General features: G+C 53.0%; 18 protein-coding genes and 1 pseudogene. 14 read left to right on the top strand and 5 right to left on the bottom strand.

Translation table 11 applies throughout. The annotated features are described in order from the left end of the window. The first annotated feature begins 93 nt into the window (after positions 1–93). The gene (locus K0H63_RS15850) at positions 94–1758 is read left to right on the top strand and encodes a methyl-accepting chemotaxis protein (RefSeq protein WP_220067930.1); all 1665 of its coding nucleotides are present in this window, start codon (positions 94–96) and stop codon (positions 1756–1758) included. Positions 1759–1957: 199 nt separating this feature from the next. On the opposite strand, the gene K0H63_RS15845 is transcribed toward K0H63_RS15850, so the two are convergent. Then, positions 1958–2941 (bottom strand): ion channel, encoded by a 984-nt coding sequence (locus tag K0H63_RS15845; protein ID WP_220067929.1) that lies wholly within the window; start codon positions 2939–2941, stop codon positions 1958–1960. A gap of 318 nt (positions 2942–3259) precedes the next feature. Between K0H63_RS15845 and prfB the strand changes: the two genes are divergently transcribed. Together prfB and lysS are read left to right on the top strand one after the other, a co-directional pair. Further along, positions 3260–4358 (top strand): peptide chain release factor 2 gene (gene prfB / locus K0H63_RS15840; protein WP_220065510.1). Its coding sequence is split into 2 segments (ribosomal slippage): positions 3260–3334 and positions 3336–4358, totalling 1098 coding nucleotides; the frame shifts between segments, so codons are not numbered across the junction. Between the two features lie 19 nt (positions 4359–4377). Then, on the top strand, positions 4378–5880 hold the full coding sequence (gene lysS / locus K0H63_RS15835; RefSeq protein ID WP_011760985.1) for a lysine--tRNA ligase: 1503 nt from the start codon (positions 4378–4380) through the stop codon (positions 5878–5880). A gap of 72 nt (positions 5881–5952) precedes the next feature. Here lysS and K0H63_RS15830 read toward each other — a convergent pair whose 3' ends face one another. After that, on the bottom strand, positions 5953–6894 hold the full coding sequence (locus tag K0H63_RS15830; RefSeq protein WP_220065509.1) for a HEAT repeat domain-containing protein: 942 nt from the start codon (positions 6892–6894) through the stop codon (positions 5953–5955). Between the two features lie 805 nt (positions 6895–7699). On the opposite strand from K0H63_RS15830, the gene K0H63_RS15825 reads away from it, so the two are divergent. The 4 genes from K0H63_RS15825 (at position 7700) to K0H63_RS15810 (ending at position 13669) form a co-directional block, all read left to right on the top strand. Next, a complete protein-coding gene (locus K0H63_RS15825) occupies positions 7700–9892 on the top strand; it encodes a TonB-dependent receptor (protein WP_220065508.1) in 2193 nt (730 codons plus the stop codon). A gap of 276 nt (positions 9893–10168) precedes the next feature. Beyond that, the gene (locus K0H63_RS15820; protein WP_220065507.1) at positions 10169–12388 is read left to right on the top strand and encodes a TonB-dependent siderophore receptor; all 2220 of its coding nucleotides are present in this window, start codon (positions 10169–10171) and stop codon (positions 12386–12388) included. A 203-nt stretch (positions 12389–12591) separates the two neighbouring features. Next, positions 12592–13437: an SPFH domain-containing protein gene (locus K0H63_RS15815; RefSeq protein WP_220065506.1), complete on the top strand. Its 846-nt coding sequence runs from the start codon at positions 12592–12594 to the stop codon at positions 13435–13437. 7 nt (positions 13438–13444) lie between these two features. Next, positions 13445–13669 (top strand): type II toxin-antitoxin system antitoxin, encoded by a 225-nt coding sequence (locus K0H63_RS15810; protein ID WP_220065505.1) that lies wholly within the window; start codon positions 13445–13447, stop codon positions 13667–13669. A 64-nt stretch (positions 13670–13733) separates the two neighbouring features. Here K0H63_RS15810 and K0H63_RS15805 read toward each other — a convergent pair whose 3' ends face one another. Then, positions 13734–14132: a hypothetical protein gene (locus K0H63_RS15805; RefSeq protein WP_220065504.1), complete on the bottom strand. Its 399-nt coding sequence runs from the start codon at positions 14130–14132 to the stop codon at positions 13734–13736. A 332-nt stretch (positions 14133–14464) separates the two neighbouring features. On the opposite strand from K0H63_RS15805, the gene K0H63_RS15800 reads away from it, so the two are divergent. Next, positions 14465–16159: a diguanylate cyclase gene (locus tag K0H63_RS15800; protein ID WP_220065503.1), complete on the top strand. Its 1695-nt coding sequence runs from the start codon at positions 14465–14467 to the stop codon at positions 16157–16159. 86 nt (positions 16160–16245) lie between these two features. Here the strand turns inward: K0H63_RS15800 and pyrC are convergent, their stop codons facing one another. Beyond that, a complete protein-coding gene (gene pyrC, locus K0H63_RS15795; RefSeq protein WP_220065502.1) occupies positions 16246–17274 on the bottom strand; it encodes a dihydroorotase in 1029 nt (342 codons plus the stop codon). A 177-nt stretch (positions 17275–17451) separates the two neighbouring features. Here pyrC and K0H63_RS15790 point away from each other — a divergent pair, with 177 nt between their 5' ends. The 5 genes and pseudogenes from K0H63_RS15790 (at position 17452) to K0H63_RS15770 (ending at position 20528) form a co-directional block, all read left to right on the top strand. Then, on the top strand, positions 17452–18279 hold the full coding sequence (locus K0H63_RS15790) for a cobalamin-binding protein (protein ID WP_220065501.1): 828 nt from the start codon (positions 17452–17454) through the stop codon (positions 18277–18279). A gap of 33 nt (positions 18280–18312) precedes the next feature. Beyond that, positions 18313–18393: pseudogene (locus K0H63_RS20225) on the top strand (RHS repeat-associated core domain-containing protein); the annotation flags it as partial. A gap of 277 nt (positions 18394–18670) precedes the next feature. Continuing rightward, the gene (locus K0H63_RS15780; protein ID WP_220065500.1) at positions 18671–19009 is read left to right on the top strand and encodes a hypothetical protein; all 339 of its coding nucleotides are present in this window, start codon (positions 18671–18673) and stop codon (positions 19007–19009) included. 200 nt (positions 19010–19209) lie between these two features. Continuing rightward, a complete protein-coding gene (locus K0H63_RS15775) occupies positions 19210–19611 on the top strand; it encodes a hypothetical protein (RefSeq protein ID WP_220065499.1) in 402 nt (133 codons plus the stop codon). Between the two features lie 464 nt (positions 19612–20075). Then, positions 20076–20528 (top strand): energy transducer TonB, encoded by a 453-nt coding sequence (locus K0H63_RS15770; protein WP_220065498.1) that lies wholly within the window; start codon positions 20076–20078, stop codon positions 20526–20528. 124 nt (positions 20529–20652) lie between these two features. On the opposite strand, the gene K0H63_RS15765 is transcribed toward K0H63_RS15770, so the two are convergent. Then, on the bottom strand, positions 20653–21321 hold the full coding sequence (locus tag K0H63_RS15765; protein WP_220065497.1) for an esterase/lipase family protein: 669 nt from the start codon (positions 21319–21321) through the stop codon (positions 20653–20655). Positions 21322–21419: 98 nt separating this feature from the next. Between K0H63_RS15765 and K0H63_RS15760 the strand changes: the two genes are divergently transcribed. Further along, complete coding sequence (locus K0H63_RS15760) at positions 21420–21803, top strand: MAPEG family protein (protein ID WP_220065496.1); 384 nt, start codon at positions 21420–21422, stop codon at positions 21801–21803. Positions 21804–21981 lie beyond the last annotated feature (178 nt).

Below are 21981 nucleotides of genomic sequence, written 5' to 3'. Positions count from 1 at the left end.
ATACGTCATCAATTTAGAGTTGTATGGCTATACTCAACACGTATAAATCCCGGCGCCGAGAGCGAATCGAAGGAGAGGTGTATGTCCATATCCATGTCTAATTACAGTCTGAGAAACAAACTTTTGCTGCTGGCCATGGTGCCTTTGGTACTGATCCTCACTGCCGTGATGAGCTATTCCTGGCAGGTTGAGAGCCAGGCGTTGGACGACTCGGTTGCCCTGTTTAAGGAGGAGCTGGTCAATGAGCGGCAACAGCAGCTCAAGGAGGCCACCCAGATTGCCCTTGCCGTGGTCGACCACCAGATAAGCCTGGGGCAAAATGGCAACATCAATGATGCCCTGCGGCCACTGAGATTTGGCAGCGCCGGTTACTTTTTTATCTATGACTATCAGGGCGCCAACGTGTTCCACGCCACCAATCCTGCATTGGAAGGGACGCCGCAAATCGGCATGACTGATCCTCAGGGCACCAAGATTGTGGTGGGGCTGATTGATGCGGCCAAACGCGGCGGCGGCTTTTTTAATTACGTGTATCCCAAACCCGGGGTCGAGGGGCTGGTGGTTAAAATCGGTTATGCCGCACCCATTCCCGGCAAAGACTGGCTCTTGGGCACAGGCGCTTATCTGGATGATATAGACGCTGCGGTAGATGCTTATTCACAAAGTGCCCATCAGGCCATGCTGGAAAAGGCCTTAGCTATTTCAATGATGTCGCTGGTGCTTGCCTTTATCACCCTGATAGCCATTTGGAGTGCCGCCCACAGGATGGTGAAACCCATTCGCGCCATGGTCGACAGCCTGAATGACATCGCCAAGGGGGAAGGGGATCTCACCGCGCGCCTCAGCGTTCGTGGCGAGGATGAAATTGCAGAGCTTGGCACCGCCTTTAACCAATTTGTGGACAAGCTGCAGGGCATTATCCGCGATGTGGCCGATACCACGGGCCGGGTAAAACAAGCCGCCGTCGATATCGACCGCCAAACCTCGGAGATGGCGAACCAGCTTAACAGCCACAACAACGAGACCGATCAGGTGGTCACCGCCATCACTGAGATGTCGTCCACCGCCGCCGAGGTGGCACAAAATACCACCCAGGTGGCCGAAGCCACCCATGCCGCCACTGGCGATGTGGCCAAAGCCCAGGCCTGTGTTGACAGTTCACTGGCAGAGATTTCCAACCTGATGTCACAGGTCAACGACGCGGCGGCCAATATTCAGTCTCTCAGTGAACAGTCGAAAAAGATTAATTCGGTGTTGTCTGTGATTGGTGGCATTGCCGAGCAAACCAACTTGCTGGCGCTCAATGCGGCCATTGAGGCCGCCCGGGCCGGTGAGCAGGGCAGGGGCTTTGCGGTGGTGGCCGATGAGGTGCGTAATCTTGCCAGTCGAACCCAGGCTAGTACGCTCGAAATCAATGAAATGCTTACCGACTTGCACCGTTTGGTGTCATCGGCCGTAAAAACCATGGATGAGAGCCAGCACAGTTGTCAGCGGTCGGTGGAAGCCTCGACAGCGATTTCTGAGAGTCTGGGCTCTGTCACCAGCGCCGTTACCGCTATCAATGATATGAGCACCCAGATTGCCGCGGCGGCCACCGAGCAAAGCTCTGTGACCGAAGAAATTAACCGTAACGTGTATGCCATTCAGGAAATAGTCAACGCCCTGCTGGCCTCCAGTCAGGAAGCCAGAACCGTGAGTCGCACCGTTTCCACCGAAGGAGCCCAGCTCTCCAAGCTGGTGGGCCAGTTCAAGGTGTGATTGTGTGTTAGCGTGAAAAAGGCACCTTCGGGTGCCTTTTTGCTGAATGGCGAATGGCGAATGGCGAATGGTGAATGGTGAATGGTGAATGGTGAATGGTGAATGGTGAATGGTGAATGGTGAATGGTGAATGGTGAATGGGGAATGGGGAATGGGGAATGGGGAATGGGGAATGGGGAATGGCGCTTTCCTGCGTTGCTCAGCGGGTCATTTTCTTTACGAATACCACCACGAACAGGGCGATGGTAAAACTGCCCGTAAAGGCCTCGATGGCGGCTATCAGACGCGAGAAGCCTATGGGGGTAAAATCGCCGTAGCCAAGGGTGGTGAAAGTCACGACCGAGTAGTATATACAGTTAAAAAATAAGTAGAAATTCATCATAAAGGTGTTTTCTGACCTGAACACATGTATGTTGCCACCGTAGCTCAGGCCGGTGAAAAAATAACAGATGGCACAAATAAGAATGAGCACCATGGAAAAGCCGATAACCCGCCCCGGCGATTCACCATAGCCGCAGAAGAGATCAACAATTTTGGACGTCAGCCTGGCACGGGAATACTTGGGCAACTGATGGCGGCGCATGGTCAGTTCGCGCTGAATGAAATACCCGCCCATGGCAAACAGGCCTTCGCGCTCGGCGGCCTTGCGCAGGTCGCGGTAAATTTCTTCTGCCTGCTCGAAATAATCCAGTGCGATTTCCATCTCACCCACCCGCTCGGCCTCCATGGCCATGCGTTCTTGCTTGAGCAGTTTGCCGGTATTGATGTTTTCAATTTTGGCGCCCATCCACTTGATACCAAGCAAATTGGTATTAACCAGATTGGCGCAGTGAACATTGGCCTCCCGCAGATCGGCCTTCATCAAACTGGCGTTTTCCAGGTTGAGATTAAACAGGTGGGCTCCGTTAAGATTGGCCCGGTACAGCTCGGCATGGCTCATGTCATAACCGGTTTTGCTGTGGTGTTTAACCAAATCGATACCGGCCAGCTCGGCACGCTTGAGGTGAATGCCTCTGAGCATGCCACCCTTGCGGGCGTATGCTTCGAGTTTGGCTTTGTCATCTGGGCCATCTTTGGTGATGCGGGGGTCATGCCAGTAACACAGGCCGCTGGGGCCTGCGGGCTCTGAGCATGAAAATCCCTCATCTTCGTGATAGCAGCACACGGGGATTTTTTCGTCCATCTCAACAGTATAGACAGGCTCCGCGGCCCTGCCAGAAGGGGCGGCGCGCCCGTCCTTCGCGATTAACGCGGCCATCCTTCGCGCTTAACGCGACCAAATAGGGCGAGGTAGTAAGCCATGGTGTGGCAGGGTTTTGGCCTGGTTAAGGCCCGGGGAATCCAAGGCGCAACCAAGCTCAGGTGGACTCGGGTGGACAGGGAGCAAAATGGTACAAAAAGCCCCGGACAAAGCCGGATGCTTAACTGGTATCCAGCCGGTCACTTTGGTAGAATACGCCGTTAATTTTTCTGTTATCCAATCGATTTAAGTTGAATCACCATGTTTGAAGTCAATCCGGTTAAATTCAAAATTAAGGAGCTGGCCCAGCGCACTATGCTCCTTAGGGGGTATCTTTGACTACGACGCCAAAAAAGAGCGTCTGGAAGAAGTTACCCGCGAGCTTGAAAGCTCAGATGTCTGGAACAACCCCGAGCGTGCTCAGGCACTGGGCAAAGAACGCGCCAGCCTGGAGAATGTGGTCAAGACCATAGACACTCTGGATTCGGGTCTGGAAGATGTGGAAGGCCTGCTGGAACTGGCTGTTGAGGAAGAAGACGAAGGCACCTTTGACGATGCCAAGGCCGAGCTCGATGAGCTTGAGAAGAGCCTTGAGGATCTGGAGTTCCGCCGTATGTTCTCCGGCCCGCAGGATCCCTCTGACTGTTACCTGGACATTCAGTCCGGCTCCGGTGGTACCGAAGCCCAGGACTGGGCCGAAATGGTGCTGCGCATGTACCTGCGTTGGGGTGAAGCCCACGACTTCAAACCTGAATTGATTGAAGTGTCAGACGGTGACGTGGCCGGTATCAAGAGTGCCACCATCAAGTTTACCGGCGAGTATGCCTATGGCTGGCTGCGCACCGAAACCGGTGTACATCGTTTGGTGCGTAAGTCGCCATTCGACTCCAGCGGCCGTCGTCACACCTCGTTCTGCTCTGTGTTTGTGTATCCGGAAATCGATGATGACATCGAGATTGATATCAATCCGGCCGATCTGCGTATCGACGTATACCGCGCCTCGGGTGCCGGTGGTCAGCACGTAAACCGGACTGAATCTGCGGTACGTATCACCCACTTGCCCACCAATACCGTGGTGCAGTGTCAGAACGACCGCTCACAGCACAAGAACAAAGACACCGCCATGAAGCAGCTGAAAGCCAAGCTCTATGAGCTGGAGCTGCAAAAGCAAAACGCTGAAAAGCAGGCCGCCGAAGATGCCAAGTCTGACATCGGCTGGGGTAGCCAAATCCGCTCTTATGTACTGGATGATTCCCGTATCAAGGATTTGCGTACCGGCGTAGAGACCCGCAACACCCAATCGGTGCTGGACGGCGATCTGGACAAGTTTATTGAAGCCAGCCTTAAATCCGGGCTGTAATTTACTGCGAGAAGAGACGATGACTGAACACATCCAAGACGAGAATAAGCTGATTGCTGAACGTCGTGCCAAGCTGGAACACGTCCGCAAGAACTGCCCAGCCAATGGTCACCCGAACACCTTCCGCCGTAAACACAAGGCCGCCGAGCTTCAAGCGCAGTTCGGTGACAAGACCAAGGAAGAGTTGGAAGCCCTGGGTTTCCAAACTGCCATCGCCGGCCGTGTAATGGCCAAGCGTGGTCCCTTCCTGGTACTGCAGGACGTGTCTGGCCGTATCCAGGCCTATGCCGATAAAGGCGTGCAGGCCGACTTGAAAGACCGTTATGCCGGTCTGGATATCGGTGACATCATCGGTGTGGAAGGTACCCTGCACCTGTCCGGTAAGGGCGACCTCTATGTGAACATGGAGCGCTACGAGCTGCTGACCAAGGCACTGCGCCCACTGCCTGAGAAATTCCACGGTCTGACCGATCAGGAAACTCGCTACCGCCAGCGTTATGTTGACCTCATCGTCAACGAAGACTCACGTGAAGCCTTCAAAATGCGCTCAAAAGTGGTTGCTGCCATCCGTAACTTCATGATCAAAAAAGAGTTCATGGAAGTTGAGACCCCTATGATGCACGTGATCCCAGGCGGCGCCTCTGCCCGTCCTTTCGTCACCCATCACAATGCGCTGGACATCGAAATGTACCTGCGTATTGCCCCGGAGCTTTACCTGAAGCGTCTGGTTGTGGGTGGTTTTGAGCGTGTGTTCGAAATCAACCGTAACTTCCGTAACGAAGGTCTGTCGCCACGCCATAACCCGGAATTCACCATGATGGAATTCTATATGGCCTACGCCGACTATAAGGATCTTATCGATCTGACCGAAGAGATGTTGTCCAGCATCGCCAAGGAACTGCTGGGTGACACCAAGCTGCCTTACGGCGAGCACGTGATTGATTTCGGCGGCCCATACACCCGTATGAGCATGCTCGAAGCCATCAAGCACTACAACCCGGACAACGCCACCATCCAGGCCATGACCTACGAAGAAGTGAAGAACATCGACTTCATGCGTAAGCTTGCCAAGGACGTGGGCATCGAAACCGAAACCTTCTGGAGCTGTGGTCAGCTGTTGGAAGAAATTTTTGGTGAAACTGCCGAGCCCAAGCTGATGCAGCCTACCTTCATCACTGGCTACCCAGCGGATATTTCGCCACTGGCCCGCCGCAGCGATGGTAACGACTTCATCACCGACCGCTTCGAGTTCTTCATCGGCGGCCGCGAAGTGGCCAACGGCTTCAGCGAGCTTAACGACGCTGAAGATCAGGACAACCGCTTCAAGGCGCAGGTAGAAGCCAAGGACGCAGGTGACGACGAAGCCATGTTCTACGATGCTGACTTCATCACTGCGCTGGAACACGGTCTGCCACCCACTGCCGGTCAGGGCATTGGTATCGACCGTCTGGTGATGCTCTTTACCAACACTCACACCATCCGTGACGTGATCCTGTTCCCGGCCATGCGTCCTCAGGCGTAAGTTGTGTGAACAAATAAAAAAACCGGCCAACTGGCCGGTTTTTTTATGGGGTTAACCTCAGTAATCCACGGGTTACAGGTACAAACCAATCAGCATGTTGCCCCAGTCTTTCTCTTTGCTGTCTTTGAAGCTCGACTGCACATCACGGATAAAGCGGTTGCCGTCTTCCAGATTAAGGTCGGCAATGGCTTTGACGGCCATGGCTTTATCAGACCAATTGTCGGCAGTGGAAAATACGCCTTTAAGGGTTTCAAGTTCTTCTTCGGCATCGAGAATACCCAAAGAAGAGATGGCCGCCAGACGCACATACTCTTCGTCCGACTTGAGCAGTTCTTTCAGGAAAGGCACGGCAGTTTTGTTGTTGCCAAAGCCAAGCTGATACACATCCAGATAATCATTGGACGCTTTGGTCTTGGCTATCAGTGCATTCACATCGGCGTCTGAAATCTGCTGCTGATACACCAGGGCATTCACCTTGGCGGCAAATTCTTTTACCAACAGCGACAGAGGTTCGTTCAGGGTTGGCTCGATGATTTCATCGAAGCTCCAAACAGGTACCTTGCCGCGTTTAACGAACACCCCGACCCGCTTGATACCATCTGGTGTATGCACATCGGCACTCAGCATGGTGAAGGTGATAAAGGGGGTATAGGCATTGGTGCGGTGATTGCGCATCGCCAGCTTGAGCACATCGACTTTGAGTGGCGCCGCGACGGCACTTGGATTGATGCCCCGGGCTGCCAGCTCTTTATCCGTGTGTTCCTGCAAAAAGGACACAGGCGCAAGTGGCGCCTTATTCAGCTTCAGCTCGGCCGGGAGTATGCCATAGCTGAAGGTTTTCTTGTCGCTGCGCATATCCACAAGCTGCAAAGGCGAAAAGTCGTTGGTCGCGGTTTTTTCGTAGCCAGCGTTGGAGGGCGCTGGCGTTTTTACCTGATACGACGAGGGGGCACAGCCACCCAGGAGCGCTGAAGTCAACGCAATAGTAAGCAGGCGCTTAATGGGGAAAGTCATCTTATTCATTCCTTTGTTGTAATTTCCTGCAACTTTATTCCCGCTGCAGGGGATGGGGAGTCACACTTTATCATTAGGTTTCCGCCGGGCAAGAGGGATTGCATACATTTGTTGGTTTTATGTTGATTCGCTTGGCTCCCGACTCGCTATCGGGATTAAACCTTGCTCCTTTGTGCACGAAGAGATTGAAGAAGAGGCCTGGCAAGGAAGGCCGAATTCTTTCGGGGGGAGCTCTATATCAGCGCCTATAAGGGTTTGGACATTGACTATCAGGTGATGTGCTTTACCAATGCCCTATTCGGGAATTCCCACACTCTTGGCCAGCTCCTGCACCCGCCTGTCCCAACACTGACATGCTAAAGCGTAAGCCCTTTTGATATGGCGCACGTCGTTAGGGATGCAGCACAGTTTCCGGGTTCCAGCAGGCGATTATTGGTCAGTGTTTCGGCTGCTTTGACTCTGCCCTGCCGCGAAAAAGTGAAGCGGATCGCAATCTTGCCACATCAGCGGTATTCGCTTTTTCCTGTCGTATTTTCTCAATTTTTGCCTGCCTGATTCAGGCCGCTTGGTGAAGTCTGTTGCGCTGGTCATGCTGAACGCCGGGCTGCAGCCTGTTCACCACCGAGTCGGTCAGTTTTCCTTGCTCTGAGTGACTGGACAGACGTGTTCAGCCTCTTTATACTTCGCATCGATTATGAAAATGATAAAGATTATCATTTGATATATTGAGGCAGGGAGCGCCATCACCCCACCAGTCCATAACAAGAGTCACCGTCGCATTGGTGACCAAGAGACAGGAATCATGATGAAATTCGCCCCTTCTTTACTGGCTTTATCGGTTTTGGCTGTAATAGGCGCACCGGTTGCCATGGCCCAGCAGGCCGATGCCAACAGCAACACAGATACCAAGGCTCAGGCCGCCCAACAGCGCATGGAAAGGTTGGTAATCACTTCCAGCCGTATGGAAAAGCCCCTCAGTGCCATTCCCAACACAGTGACTGTGATTGACCAGGAAACCCTGAAACAGCAGCTTGCCGGCACCCGTGACCTGTCATCCATCATAGGTAATCTGGCCCCCAGCTTTTCGCCCAGCAGACAGAAGATGAGCAACACAGGCGAGACCCTTCGTGGCCGTGCGCCTCTTATCATGATTGATGGTGTGCCACAGTCAAACCCGCTGCGCAGTGGTGGCCGCTCAGGGCAGACTATTGACCCTGACATGATTGAGCGCATTGAAATTATTCACGGTGCCAACGCCATGCACGGCATGGGCGCCCAGGGCGGTATCATTAATTACATCACCAAAAAACCGGATGGCAGCGGCAATAAAATCAGTGTCGATGTGTCTGCGCCCACCAGTTTTGAGAGCGACAGCCTGAGCTTTGGTGCCAACTATGCCTTCTCCGGCCGCGCCGACAACCTCGATATTCTGGGATCTGTGGGCTACCACAGCAGCGGCGTCTACTATGATGCCAACGATCAGGTTATCGGTGTTGACACCACCCAGGGTGAGTCGATGGACAGCCAAAGTAAGGATGTGTTCATCAAGCTCGGCTATGACATGGATAAGTCGCGCCTGGAGCTGATGGTAAACCACTTCCGATTGGACAATAACGGTGACTGGATGTCGCAAAAGGGCAGTGTGGCCAACGATATTCCTACCTCTGCGGTAAAAGAATCGCAGCCATGGGAAGGCGCCAACAACAGGGTTACCACTACCAGTCTTAGCTACAAGCACTTCGATATTGCCGGTCAACAGCTGGAAGTGCAGCTGTTCAATCAGGATTTTCAGGGCGTTTATGGCGGTGGCTGTTTTGCCAGTTTCTACGATCCCGAATTTGACAGTGCACCGGGCCTGACCCAGTGTGGCAGCGGCACCAATGGCGAAAACCTCTATTATGAGCAGAGCCGTAATCAGTCCAACAAGTGGGGTTTGAAAACCTCGTTGATTGCCAACAATATTGCCGATTCCGGAGTGGACTTGGCCTATGGCCTGGATCTCTTCAGCGACACCACCGAGCAGGACCTGGTACAAACCGGTGTGTCCTGGGTGCCGGAAACCCGCTATCAGAACATTGCCCCCTATGCCCAGCTGAGCCTGAGCCCGCTGGAGGCGCTGAATCTGTCGGCCGGTATTCGCTACGAGTACGCCAAACTCAAGGTAGATGACTACAAGACGCTGTGGAGCTCGGGCGACAAGCAGATTACCGGTGGCGAACCGGACTTCAATCAGGCACTGTTTAATGTGGGACTCAGCTATAACTTCACCCCATCACTGAGACTGTACACCAGCTTCAGTCAGGGATTTGGGATGGCCGACATCGGCCGTATCCTGCGTGATGGCAACAGCTTCCCCGCTGACAATCCCAGCGTGGAAACCTCCCTCAGCCTCGAGCCTGTGGTGACCGACAACTATGAGCTGGGTATCGACTATCAGGGCGATATATTTGCGGCCAAGGTAGCGGCTTACCATTCCGGCAGCGATTTGGGGGCCCGTCTCGAGCGTAATCAGGATGGTTTCTATAGCGTTAAACGTGAGAAAACCCTCATTCGCGGCATTGAGGCCAGCCTGTCTGCCTATCTGGGTGACGATGACACCCTGGGCCTGAACATGGCATTCACCGAAGGTGAGTACGACTCCAACAAAGATGGCCGGACAGACACGGATTTGGACGGTGCCAACATCGCCCCCAACCGCATCAACCTGCATTGGGAGCACAGCTTTGCTTTTGATGCCACCAGTCGCATTCAGCTGAACTACTTTATGGATCGCGAGTTCCATAAAGCCGATGGCAGCCTCTATGCCGAGTTTGACAGCTACTACACTGTGGATGCCTCGCTGAGCCTGCCACTCTATGGCGGCAGTTTGACCCTGGGGCTGCAAAACCTGTTGAATGAAGACTACTACACCTACTATTCCCAGACGGTTCCCAACGATACCCGGTACTTTAAGGGGATGGGACGCACCCTGAGCCTGGGATACAGTCGCGCGTTTTAAGCGATAAGTCATCTCAAACCGCCCCGGGGGCAGAAAACCGGTATCCATTCATGGGTGCCGGTTTTTTTATGCCATCAGCAAAAGAAGCGCTGACATCACTGAGTGCCAGTGTTTATGGCGCTCATCCATCCTTATTTCCAGGTAAATCAAGACAGGAGATTCTTTACAATTCTCATGATATCAATGGTTTGTAAATTTTATTATTTGCAATTGAGAATTATTATCAAAATGGTAATCTCCCGACAATTTTAATTGAGTCACTCATTCGGGGGATGTATGAAAGCGACGAAACACAAGGGCTATTCTTTGCTGTGGCTGGCCATGCTGGCCTGTGCCTGTCAGAGCCAGGCTGCCGACAATACCAAGGCAGATGCTCAGGCTGAAGAGACGATATCGCAGGCGGTGGCGGCGGCAACTTCGCCGGCTGCGGGGACATCAGCGGGCGCTTTACCCGCAGACGGCGCCAAAAGCGATATTGAGCGGATACAGGTGCTGAGCAGCCGCGGTCTGATTTCCTTTGTCAGTGCCTCTGCGAGCAAGAGCAATGTGCCCGTGGTCGAAACCCCTGTGTCTGTGTCTGTGCTCACCGAAAAGCGCATCACAGATTTGGGCGCCGAGACACTGCAGGATGCCTTGGGCTACGTGGCCGGTGTTTACAATGGCCCCTACGGCATGGACTCCCGTGGCGATTGGTCGCAAATTCGTTCGGTGGCGCCCGTGAGCTACCTCGATGGTTTGCAGCTGCTGTTCGGCAACTACAATAATGCCCGCCCCAATCCTTACCTGTTGCAACAGGTTGAAATTCTTAAGGGCCCTTCGTCAGTCCTCTTTGGGCAAGGCAGCACCGGTGGCATAGTCAATATGGTCACCAAGCAGCCCACGGCGGCCCGCAGCAACGAAATCTGGGCCCAGCTTGGCAACTATCAGCGCAAACAGTTGGCCGGCGACTTCACCGGGGCATTCGATGAGGATGCCAATGTGCTCTACCGGCTGACGGCGCTGGTGCGTGATGCCAACAGCCAAACCGAGCACGTGGCCGACGATGCCTTCTTTGTGGCGCCTTCTGTCAGCTTTTATGTGACCGACAATACCAGGCTGACTCTGCTGACCTATTTTCAGGATAACCACACCGGGTCCAGTACCCAGTTTTTCCCCCATGAAGGCACCCTGCTGCCGGCCAAATACGGCCAGATCCCCAGCGAGCGCTTTGTCAGCGAGCCGGGATGGGACAGATACGATACCCGGCAGCACTCGGTCACCCTCAAGCTGGAGCATGAATTTGAATCCGGACTTCAGCTCAACTGGGCAGCTCGGCAAATGGACTCCAGCGCCGAATACCGCACCCTGTATGCCTGGCCGCCCAAGTTTCAGGACAACAAGCGCGAGCTGCTGCGCTCTGTCTACCTGAGTGACGCCAGCGCCAGTGCCTTCACCACCGATTTGCAGCTCCACGGTGAGTTTGACACCGGGGCCCTAATCCACAGGGTCACGGTTGGCGCCGACTATCAGGATGTAGTGACAGATAACGACAGCGCTTATCTTTCCGGTCAGGGTGGTTTGATTGATGTCTACGAGCCTGTGTACGGGCAGATAAGCCTGCCCGGTGATGAGGTTATCAGGGATAACCCCAGTGCCAGCCAACGTCAGCTGGGGCTATATCTGCAGGACTCCATGCGCTGGAATGACTGGGTACTCAGCCTGGGACTCAGGCACGACAGTCTGGACGTGAAAAATACCGCCGGTATTAAGACATCACCTTCGGCCACCACCGCCAGGGCCGGGCTTATGTATGCCTTCAGTGGCGGCATTTCGCCCTATGTCAGCTATTCCGAGTCGTTCAATCCCATTGCCGGGGTGTCCAAGTCCGGTGAGGTGTATAAGCCAAGGGAAGGTCAGCAGTGGGAGGGGGGCATAAAGTATCAGCCCGAGGGAACTGAGCATTTGATCACTCTGGCGGGCTATCGCATTGTGGAGTCAAATCGGGTGACTCAGGATACACCGGACGCCATGAGCCAGCTGGGTGAAGTGGAAATTCGTGGTATTGAACTCGAGGCGCAGCTTGAGTGGAAACACTGGGACCTGTACGGCAGTTATGCGTACAGTGATTCTGAAATCAAGGTTACCGACAAGCTGTACGAGCAGGGCGCGCGTTTGGCCGCCATGCCGGACAATATGCTGTCTGTATGGGCTACCTATCGGCCTGACAATTGGCTGCCCGGGCTCAAGATGGGGCTGGGCTATCGGTATGTAGGCCAGACATCCGATGGCAGCGTGGATGTGCTGTTGCCGGATGGCAGCTATGCCCACAGGGCTTTGCAAACAGACAGCTATCAGATGTGGGATATGATGCTGGGATACGAATGGGAGAGTTGGGATCTGACCCTCAACGTCGATAACCTTAGCGACAGAACGGTGATCACCAGTTGCCTGGCGCGGGGTGACTGTTTTTACGGCCAGCAGCGTCAAATCACGGCGAATGTAAAATACCGATTTTAGCTAGCACTCACCAGCATAAAAAGCACGGCTTAAGCCGTGCTTTTTTATTTAAAACAAATCATTGCAATCGTTGTGGCAGGGGTGAACCTCTTTTTTGCACTCTTGTTTCGCGCACATCTGACACAAGATTTACAAAATACCTGTTGATCTTTTTTTAACCGGTTCTTAATTTGATATCAAACTGATATCAATTGGAGTGAGTCATGGTACAAGAAAAACGTGGATTTTCCCTCAGTGGCTATCTGGTGTTTGTGGTGCTTATTGCTCTGCATCTGGTGTTTTTTGCCATGATGGCCACCACCTCTCAATATGGTGGCGTGATAGGTAATGTGTTGACCGCCCTTTGCTGGCCTGGCTTTTTTATGGTGCAGCCCAATCAGGCCAAGGTGCTGACACTGTTCGGCAGCTACGTGGGCTCGGTGAGAAACACAGGGCTGCGCTGGACCATACCGCTGTTTGCCAAACGCACCATATCCCTGCGTATCCGTAACTTTGAGAGCGCAAAAATCAAGGTGAACGACAACCTGGGTAATCCCATCGAAATTGCCACCATAGTCGTCTGGTCTGTTACCGACAGTGCCGAGGCCGTGTTTGAAGTGGATGATTACGAAAGCTATGTCTCTATTCAAAGTGAAGCGGCGCTTCGCAACATGGCCAGCAGCTACGCATACGATCCCCAGGATGAGAGCGAAGTGGCACTGAGAAGTCATCCCCAGGCCATCGCCGATAAACTCAAGCAGGAAATTCAGGAACGTCTTGGCCGCGCCGGGGTTACTGTACTGGAAGCCCGAATCAGCCACCTGGCCTATGCCCAGGAAATTGCCAGTGCCATGTTGCAGCGTCAGCAGGCCACCGCCATCATCGCCGCACGAGCCAAAATCGTCGAAGGTGCCGTGGGCATGGTGGAAATGGCGCTGGAACGGTTAAAAGCCCAGAACGTGGTAGAACTGGATGAAGAGCGCAAGGCGGTGATGGTGAGTAATCTGTTGGTGGTGCTGTGTGGTGATAAGAGTACTCAGCCTGTTGTGAACACGGGTTCCCTGTACTGAGGCGCTTATGACCAAAAAGGCTTACCCATTAAGGATCAATGCCGATGTCCTCGCGGCCATGCAGCGCTGGGCCGATGATGAGCTGAGAAGCCTGAATGCGCAGATGGAGTATGTGCTGCGGGAAGCCCTGGTGCAAAGCGGCCGGGTGAAACTGGTGCAAAAGGTGGTGGTGGAAGTGCAGGCAAACGATGAGCCCGACGAGAGCGAATCGACGGAGCAAACCCCTCCCTGACAACGGCTGGTTCAACGCCCATTAAAAAAGGAAGCATCTGGCTTCCTTTTTTTATCCATCCCCTTCAGAGACGCTGACTGTTGCTTTGCAGCTCCACTCGGATGCTCTTGGACAGGTTGTGAACCCACTTGTTGTAGTTTCTGTGGATACTGCCTTCATCAAAGTCCAGATTGGCGCTGTCTTTGTAATGGATGGAATAGCTGTGCTGGTTGAAGGGAATGAGCACATTGGCGCCGTGGCTTCGCACGGATATCTGGGCTTCAATCAGGCCGGGCTTCACCACCCGTGAGACCCAGCCCCGTTTGCGGGTGGCGGTCAGAATGCTTTGCTCCACCTTTTCCAGTGGCATGGTGGCACCGGAGCGACTCACGGGTACCAGCAAATCATCGAGGTCCAGTACGGGCTTACTGGTACAACCGCTTACCAGAACCAAGGCCAAAACCGTACTTAACAGCAATCTCATTTTTTACCCCATCTTTGTCGGCGGAATCTCAGCTCTGCGCCGCGGTAAACCATCACCCGCGCAGGGTAGCAGAATGAGCTGAACCACAGCTGACCTGCAGTGCGGTTTTGGCTGGGTTTCCCGTGGGTCTAAGGGAATTGGTGTGAGATTGCTATCGAGCGCTGATTTTTGAGGCAGGCGAAAGCACTGAAAAGGTAAAAAACGGTTGTTGCAGGAGTGTTATTTTGCCGTAGGTGTTATAGTGAGGTTGGCGCGGCACAGAAAAATTAAACGTCAACGGACAGCGTAGATGGAACTGACTGAGGCATACAAAACCGCCGCCCCGAGATCCTATGATACGTTTCTTATTTATTTTGCTGGCATGTTTGCCAGCGTTCAGCGGTGCTCTTTATGCCGCATCCTCACAGGTTGAGTCACATACACCCAGCGCACAACCTCCCGGGGTTGCCGAAGCGGGTCCGGCGCTTTTACCCCTAACCCCTTATTTAAGCCTGCTGGAAGACCCCAAGGGGCAGCTTAGCTTTGATGAAGTCAGGCAAGCTACAACGCAGCATCAGTTTACGCCCCTGAAAGGTTCAGCCAATTTCGGTTTCAGTCCGTCAACCTGGTGGGTCAGGGTCAGCGTGCATAATCCGGCTGCCGAGGCACGGCATTTTTATCTGCGCCAGGATTATCCATTGATTGATTTTCTCGACCTGTGGCAACCCACTGCCGAGGGGTGGCGTCATACTGCCACTGGTGACAGACACGAGTTCCACAGTCGCGCACTGGATTTACGCACCTTTGTATTTCCGCTGACCCTGGCGCCCGGCGAAACCCAAACCCTGTATCTGCGTTTTGAAACCCAGGGTTCACTCAATATTGGTCTTGCGCTCTATGCGCCGAGCGAGCTTATCAGCCAGGTGACCTGGGAATACCTGTCCCTTGGTATTTACTACGGCGGCTTTATCGTGCTGCTGGTGTACAACCTGATTATTTTCCTTACCGTGCGTGAGCGGGCATTTATTTTCTACGTGCTCTATGTGCTCAGCTATGGCCTCTACATGTCGGTGCACAATGGCCTGAGTTTCCAGTATTTGTGGCCTGAAAGCAGTTGGATGGCCAATAAGAGCTTGTTGCTGCTGCTCGCCCTGTCGCTGTTTGGCGCACTGAGATTTACCCGGGAAATCCTCAGTCTGGCCCAGCTCCTGCCCGGCGCAGACAAGCTGGCGGCGAGGGTGGAGTGGGGCTGCATGCTCGGCCTCATATTGGCGCCGATACTGAGTTACCATCATGTAGTGTTGATGCTGTCGGTACTGACCACCTTTATCTGCATTCAACTGCTGGTGGTAGGTGTGATGGCGCTGATGAAAGGATCGCGTCCGGCGCGCTTTTACCTGGTTGCCTTCAGTGCATTGCTGCTTGGAGCCTTTGTCTACATGCTGAAAAGCTTTGGCGTACTGCCCCATAACGCTTTTACACAAAATGCGTTCCAGCTGGGTTCTCTGGTGGAGATGGTGCTCCTGAGTCTGGCCCTCGGCAGTCGCATGCAGGATATCAAGCGGCGCAATCATATCGATGTACTGACCGGCCTCTACAACAGGCGATTCTTTGATGAGCAATTGCAGCAGGAGTATTTAAAAGCCTGTCGCCGCCATCAGCCACTGTCGCTTCTGGTGCTGGATATTGATTACTTCAAGCAATTCAATGACAGTCGCGGCCATGCCGAGGGAGACAAGGCGTTACAGTTGGTGGCAGATATACTGGCTGGCACAGTGCAAAAGCCCGGTATGGCCTGTCGCTACGGCGGTGAAGAATTTGCCCTTATCCTGCCTGAAACGAGTGCGGGGGAGGCCATGCAGTTGGCCGAGCGGATCCGTGAAAAGGTGGTGAGGGACACTAAAGAGGGGGTTGGGCTTACCGTGAGTATCGGATGCAGTGAATTTGACGCAAAGCAGCATCTGAGCGGCTTTGCCCTGTTTGAAGCGGCGGACGAAGCCCTGTACCGTGCCAAAGCCGACGGACGCAATTGTGTAAAAGCTTACTGACATTCCCGTTGTTAAGCCCAAGCTCCAATCCAGACAATAAAAAAGCCGCGTTATCGCGGCTTTTTTCTGCTCAGGCGGCCATGGGCTCAGTCTTCGACTTTCCAGCCAATGATTTCACCGGCGCGGATAGGCACCACAGTGGTGCTGCCGAGGGGATAAGACTCGGGCACCTGCCAGGGGCTTTTCACCAGGGTGACAGTGTCGGCATTGCGGGGCAGGCCATAGAAGTCCGGGCCATTGAAGCTGGCAAAGGCTTCCAGCTTGTCCAGTGCGCCTTCAGCCTCAAAGGCTTCAGCATACAGTTCCAGTGCCGCGTGGGCAGTGTAGGAACCGGCGCAGCCACAGGCGGCTTCTTTTTTGTCTTTGGCGTGTGGCGCCGAATCGGTGCCAAGGAAAAACTTCTTGCTGCCGCTGGTGGCCGCTGCCAACAGTGCCTGCTGGTGGGTATTGCGCTTAAGGATGGGCAGACAGTAGAAGTGCGGGCGAATACCGCCGGCCAGCATGTGGTTGCGGTTATACAGCAGGTGATGGGCTGTGATGGTGGCGGCGACGTTATCACCGGCGGACATCACGAAATCCACTGCATCCTTGGTGGTGATGTGCTCCAGCACTATCTTGAGGCCGGGGAAGTCTGCCACCACTTTGGAGAGGATGTTTTCAATAAAGATGCGCTCACGGTCGAAGATATCGATTGCAGAATCAGTGACTTCACCGTGTACCAGCAGCAGTAAACCTTCTTCTTCCATGGCCTTGAGCACGCCATAGATGTTCTTGACGTCGGTCACGCCGGAATCAGAGTTGGTGGTAGCTCCCGCAGGATACAGCTTGGCGGCAACCACCTTGCCGGAGGCCTTGGCGGCGCGGATTTCATCCGGGCTGGTCTTGTCGGTGAGATACAGCACCATTAAGGGTTCAAAGGCGGTGCTGCTGTGGGCCTTGATGCGTTCGTAGTAGGCAATCGCGGCTTCTGTATTGGTCACAGGCGGCACCAGATTGGGCATCACGATGGCGCGGCCCATGTAACGACCGGCGTCGCGCACTGTGTCGGCAAGGGAGTCGCCGTCGCGCAGGTGAATATGCCAGTCATCGGGGCGGGTGAGAGTCAAATGAGTCATAGGGTGTTCTTCTGCTGTGAGGGTGGGCAGATTTTAAGTATCGCGGTCTCAAAGGGCAAGGCGGGAAGGGAATTATCCCTGCTTCTGTGGTATCCACCTTTGGCGGACTATGCCACCTGTGTGCTTTGGGCTATAGTGCTGGGCCAAGCCCAAGGATGATAAAAATTGGAGAAGCCGTTGAAAATCCTGTCGTATTTTATAGTGTTGCTGGCACTGACTCCTCAGCTTGCCCTGGCTGAAGCGAGGCGCGCCGAGCGCATTATTGCGCTTTCTCCCCATTCGGTGGAAATGCTCTACGCCATTGGCGCCGGTGATGCCATTCTTGCCACGACGGATCATGCCGATTACCCCGAAGCGGCCAAAGCCATTCCCCGCATCGGCGGCTACTACGGTATTCAGATGGAGCAGGTGTTGGCACTGAAACCGGATTTGATTGTGACCTGGGAAGGGGGCAATCGCGCCGAAGACCTGGAGATGCTGAAGAAGTTTGGCTTTACCCTGTTCCACAGCAATCCCAAGACCCTGGAACAAGTGGGGCAAGAGCTGATTGCTCTGGGCAAATTAACCGGCAGAGAGGCGCAGGCGCAGCAGGTAGCCGATGACTATCTTGCACGGCTCGCTGCGTTACGTCAGGAGTATGCTGCCAAGCCCAAAGTCCGGCTGTTTTATCAGCTCTGGTCACAACCTTTGATGACGGTCGGAAAGGGCAGCTGGATTGAGCAGATTATTCAAACCTGCCATGGTGAAAACGTGTTTCTGGACACTCAGGGCGACTACCCTCAGGTCAGCATAGAAACGGTACTGCTGAAAAAGCCCGAGGTGATTTTACGCAGCCAGGATGAGGGCAATATCAACGGCATTGACTGGCAGCAGTGGCCAGAGGTACCTGCGGTCGCCAAGGGGCACATCTATGCCCTCGATGCTGATCTGCTGCACCGCGCCGGCCCAAGGGCAATTGATGGTGTGGAGGTGCTCTGTCAGGCGTTGGATAAGGCGCGTCAGTAGGGACTGAGGGGTCTTATCCATGTTCCGGTTCATATGAACGGCCGGGTGTACGATTACAACCTCGGGCGCTTCATGTCGGTGGACCCGCTGATCCAGAGTCCGACCAGCACCCAGAGCATTAACCCCTATTCGTACATCATGAACAACCCGCTGGCGGGCACGGATCCGACGGGGTATTGCACTGCAGAGACGGGTTCAGACATTTGTAAGTCGGACGTTAAAGTGGAGACTTCAGTAGATAATGGCACAATGAAGGTGCATCTTACTGGAGGGACTGCCAAGCAACAGCAGGCAGTGGCTAGTACTATAGTCAATGGTGCTAAAACAGCGCAGGCAACCGGTACATCGTTGGCAAGTAGTATTCTCTCTGAAGTTGGTAGTATGAAGGCGAATGCGAAGCAGGATGGGGGAAAAGGTTCTACTAATAAGGAGGGCTTTTTTTACTGCAAAAAATTATGCAGTGGCTACTTTGAAGAAGACTTTAATAAATCGGGATGCAAAAAATGCATGGGAAGCAAATTATTTTGCTAGAGATTTTATTGGAGAAAATGCAGAGCAAGAAGCTGTTAAAGCTTTTTCTGATGCAAACAATCCAATTTCCAATAAATATAAGGGTGAACTTGCCGTCAATATATTTGTGGATAGTAAAACAGGACGAGTTAGAATAATTGGTGTAATAACGGATTGTCTAGGTGAACGTGTTGGCTATGAGTCATACGAAAAAACATGAAAGAAACTGTTTTGGCAAGTGAAACGAGGATAGCAGAGACTCATACGCATGGTACGTACGGAACACGTGATCTCGGATGGCGATAAGATATTTAGTCGTAACAATCACATTTCAATTTATATATCTTCCTATGATATACAAAGGTATAATTTTCCTGACAAGACAACCAACGGTTGTCTACGAGCATGTGAGGCAATGATATGAGTAGAGTTATTTTTGCTGTTTTTTTATTTTTTGTTTCATTGTCTACGTATGCTGCTGATTGCTTCAAGTTTAAGCATGAGGCTTGCATAGTTTCAATGGTTGAGTTAATTGCGTCGCCAGATAGATTTGACAAGAGAAATGTCATTGTGCATGGAGTGCTAGGTTATTCAAATAATTCATATAAACTGTATTTGAGTCGAGATTTTTTTGACATAGATTCAACTGTAAATAGTATTAATATTGTGGTCGGTGACTCACGCATAGAAAATTTTGATGAGCATTTGAGTAAATATGTTCAATTAAAAGGGGTGTTTTCTAAAACCAAATACCCTTATTCAGCTATTCCAAGTGAAATTTTGTTAAATGACCCTATCTATTATTTTGAGAAAGTAAAATGAAAATATAACAGTATTAAACTTCTCGGATGGGTATAACACTAGCCCAATCAGCCCCATTCCGCTGGGGCTTTTTCTTGCCTGAAACCGGGCAATTCTACCAGCAGCCTGGGCAGTGCTTGCCGGTAGAAGTGATCAGCGTTTGCCAGCAGGGCGGGCAGTTTGGGGCAGTGCCGCCAGGTGGCGGCACTGACGCAATTGATCGCTTCTGCTGTTCACAATTGATCACATCTACTGTGTTGGACCGCGCACAGTGCTGGCGAGGCGAACAGTGGTTGTGACTGAATGATTTTATCTGACGAAGTAATTAGGCAAGGTGTCGAGCGTTGAGTGAATTGCCACCGATAAATTAGACACTTATCAGCCGTTCTAACCGGTAACAAGTGTGAATGGTTGTTGTTATTTTGTGCTTAACCTGTTAACTTTTAGCCAGTTTTTAATTTTCTCCAAAACAAGGAAGTTGGCATATGCACAAAAACTATTTGCTTGGCGTTGGACTCTTGGTACTGGCTGGCTGTCAAACATTGGATACCAATCCCTATAAGCCGGGATATAAAGACCTCTCCGTGGAAAGAGATGAGCGCGGTTCTTATTGGAATGCCACCAAGATAGTGTCTCCAAGCTATCCACGGGAAGCCGTGCGTTTAAGCCAAAATGGCTGTGTTCAGATGGTGGTATCCATCAATGCCGAAGGCAAAGTTGATGGTTATCAGATAAAAAACTCCTATCCCGAAGACCTGTTCGTTGACAGCATGGTGAATGCCATCGGTAAATGGGATTGGGCTCCTGCAGCGCACAACTCTGAAAAGATGCCGGCCGTTCAGCATCTCTATTTCGATTTTAAATTGGATATGCAAGGTAAAGAGGCGAAGAATGTCGCCGAGGCAAAAGCTGCCTGCGACATGATAGCCCGTTCATAGTCGCATGCCCTGAACCACCAGAGTGCCACCGGAGCAAACAGGTTAGCTTAGGTGGCATTCTTGTTTGTGCCGCCCATCGTTATTACCCAGGTACAGCTGTGCTGAATGCTGATGGTGATGAACGCTAAGTTATCAAGCCTTTGCTTTGCAGCCGCGCTGCGATGAGCCTTCCCACGGCAGGGCTTGATGGCAGCAGAGTGTGGGGCAATGGCAGTGAAACCCGCTCACACAGAGGATTATTGCACTGCCAGGGCGCGGTGACTTCGGAAAGGGCAACCACACCGTCGTTTTCTTCACCGTAGAAGGGTGGCAGTTTGCTGCCCTTGGTGCCGGTGGGCATTCCCCCAGTGCCTTTGATAACAGTGCAGCGGATGCCCGCTGAGGTGGGCTCGCCAATGGCCGCCATGCGCGGCGCGCTGCCAAGCAGTTGCCCGGCGTCGCCACTGAATAATTTGAACAGCGGATTGGTTTTAAGCTTTATGGCAAGCCTTGCCGGTTGCACCGGTGAGCCGAGCAAAAAGACATGAGCAGGCAACCGGGCTGGTGGCGTTGAAGCGCTCAGCAGCGTGCGGATGATAACCCCGCCCAGTGAATGACCTATGAGTATGTAGGGCTCATCGGCAGGCAGCCGGGCTATGTGTTTACCAAGGCGCCTGACGATTGCATCCACAGGCTCCATGGCGGCCAGATAGCCGAGGGTCCGGCAGCGAATACCTGCCCGCCGTAAGGTGGCGAGCATCGGAAACCCGGACACTGGGGTACGACCCAATCCATGGACGAAGATGGCATGCATGGTCCGACTCCTGAATATTCCCTTGAAGCCTTTGTTTTTAGCTGGCTAAATCATCGATGACAAATGAAACCTTCTTCATATTTTAAGCGGGAGCTTACATGACAACCTTGCTCGTGTGTTTATTGATTTCCATGTTACTGCCTTATCTGGCCAAGGGGCCTGTTGCCGTGGCTATGGCCAAAATGGGTGGCTACGACAATCACCATCCCCGCAGCCAGCAGGCCAGGCTCGAGGGTTTTGGCGCCAGAGCGCTGGCTGGCCATCAAAACGCCTTCGAATCTTTGTTGATTTTTGGCCTGGCGGCCCTGGTAGTGATGGCCACAGATAAGGTCAATGGCACCGCCGAGGTGGCCGCAGTGGTGCATGTGATTGCCCGGGTGGGCTACCACCTCGCGTATCTGTACGACCAGGACAAGCTGCGATCCGGCCTGTGGTTTGTGAGTATGATCAGCTGCTTTACGCTGTTTGCCCAGGCGTTCTAATTCAGGCATTGTCGCCAACAATGTTGTCGCTGTGCAGCGATTGAGCCCGGACACGCCCTGTCCGGGCTCTGTGTTTTCTGGCCGGACAGGGCGTCAGCGGCGCGGACACTGACTCTTTAAAAACGGACACTTTGCATTGTCCGCGGACATACGCCCTAAAACCTTATTTGGTTATTTT

Source organism: Shewanella zhangzhouensis (assembly GCF_019457615.1).
GTDB classification, from domain to species: Bacteria; Pseudomonadota; Gammaproteobacteria; order Enterobacterales; family Shewanellaceae; genus Shewanella; species Shewanella zhangzhouensis.
The sequence above is the reverse complement of the archived record's forward strand: the minus strand, read 5'-3'. Positions and strand labels throughout refer to the sequence as shown.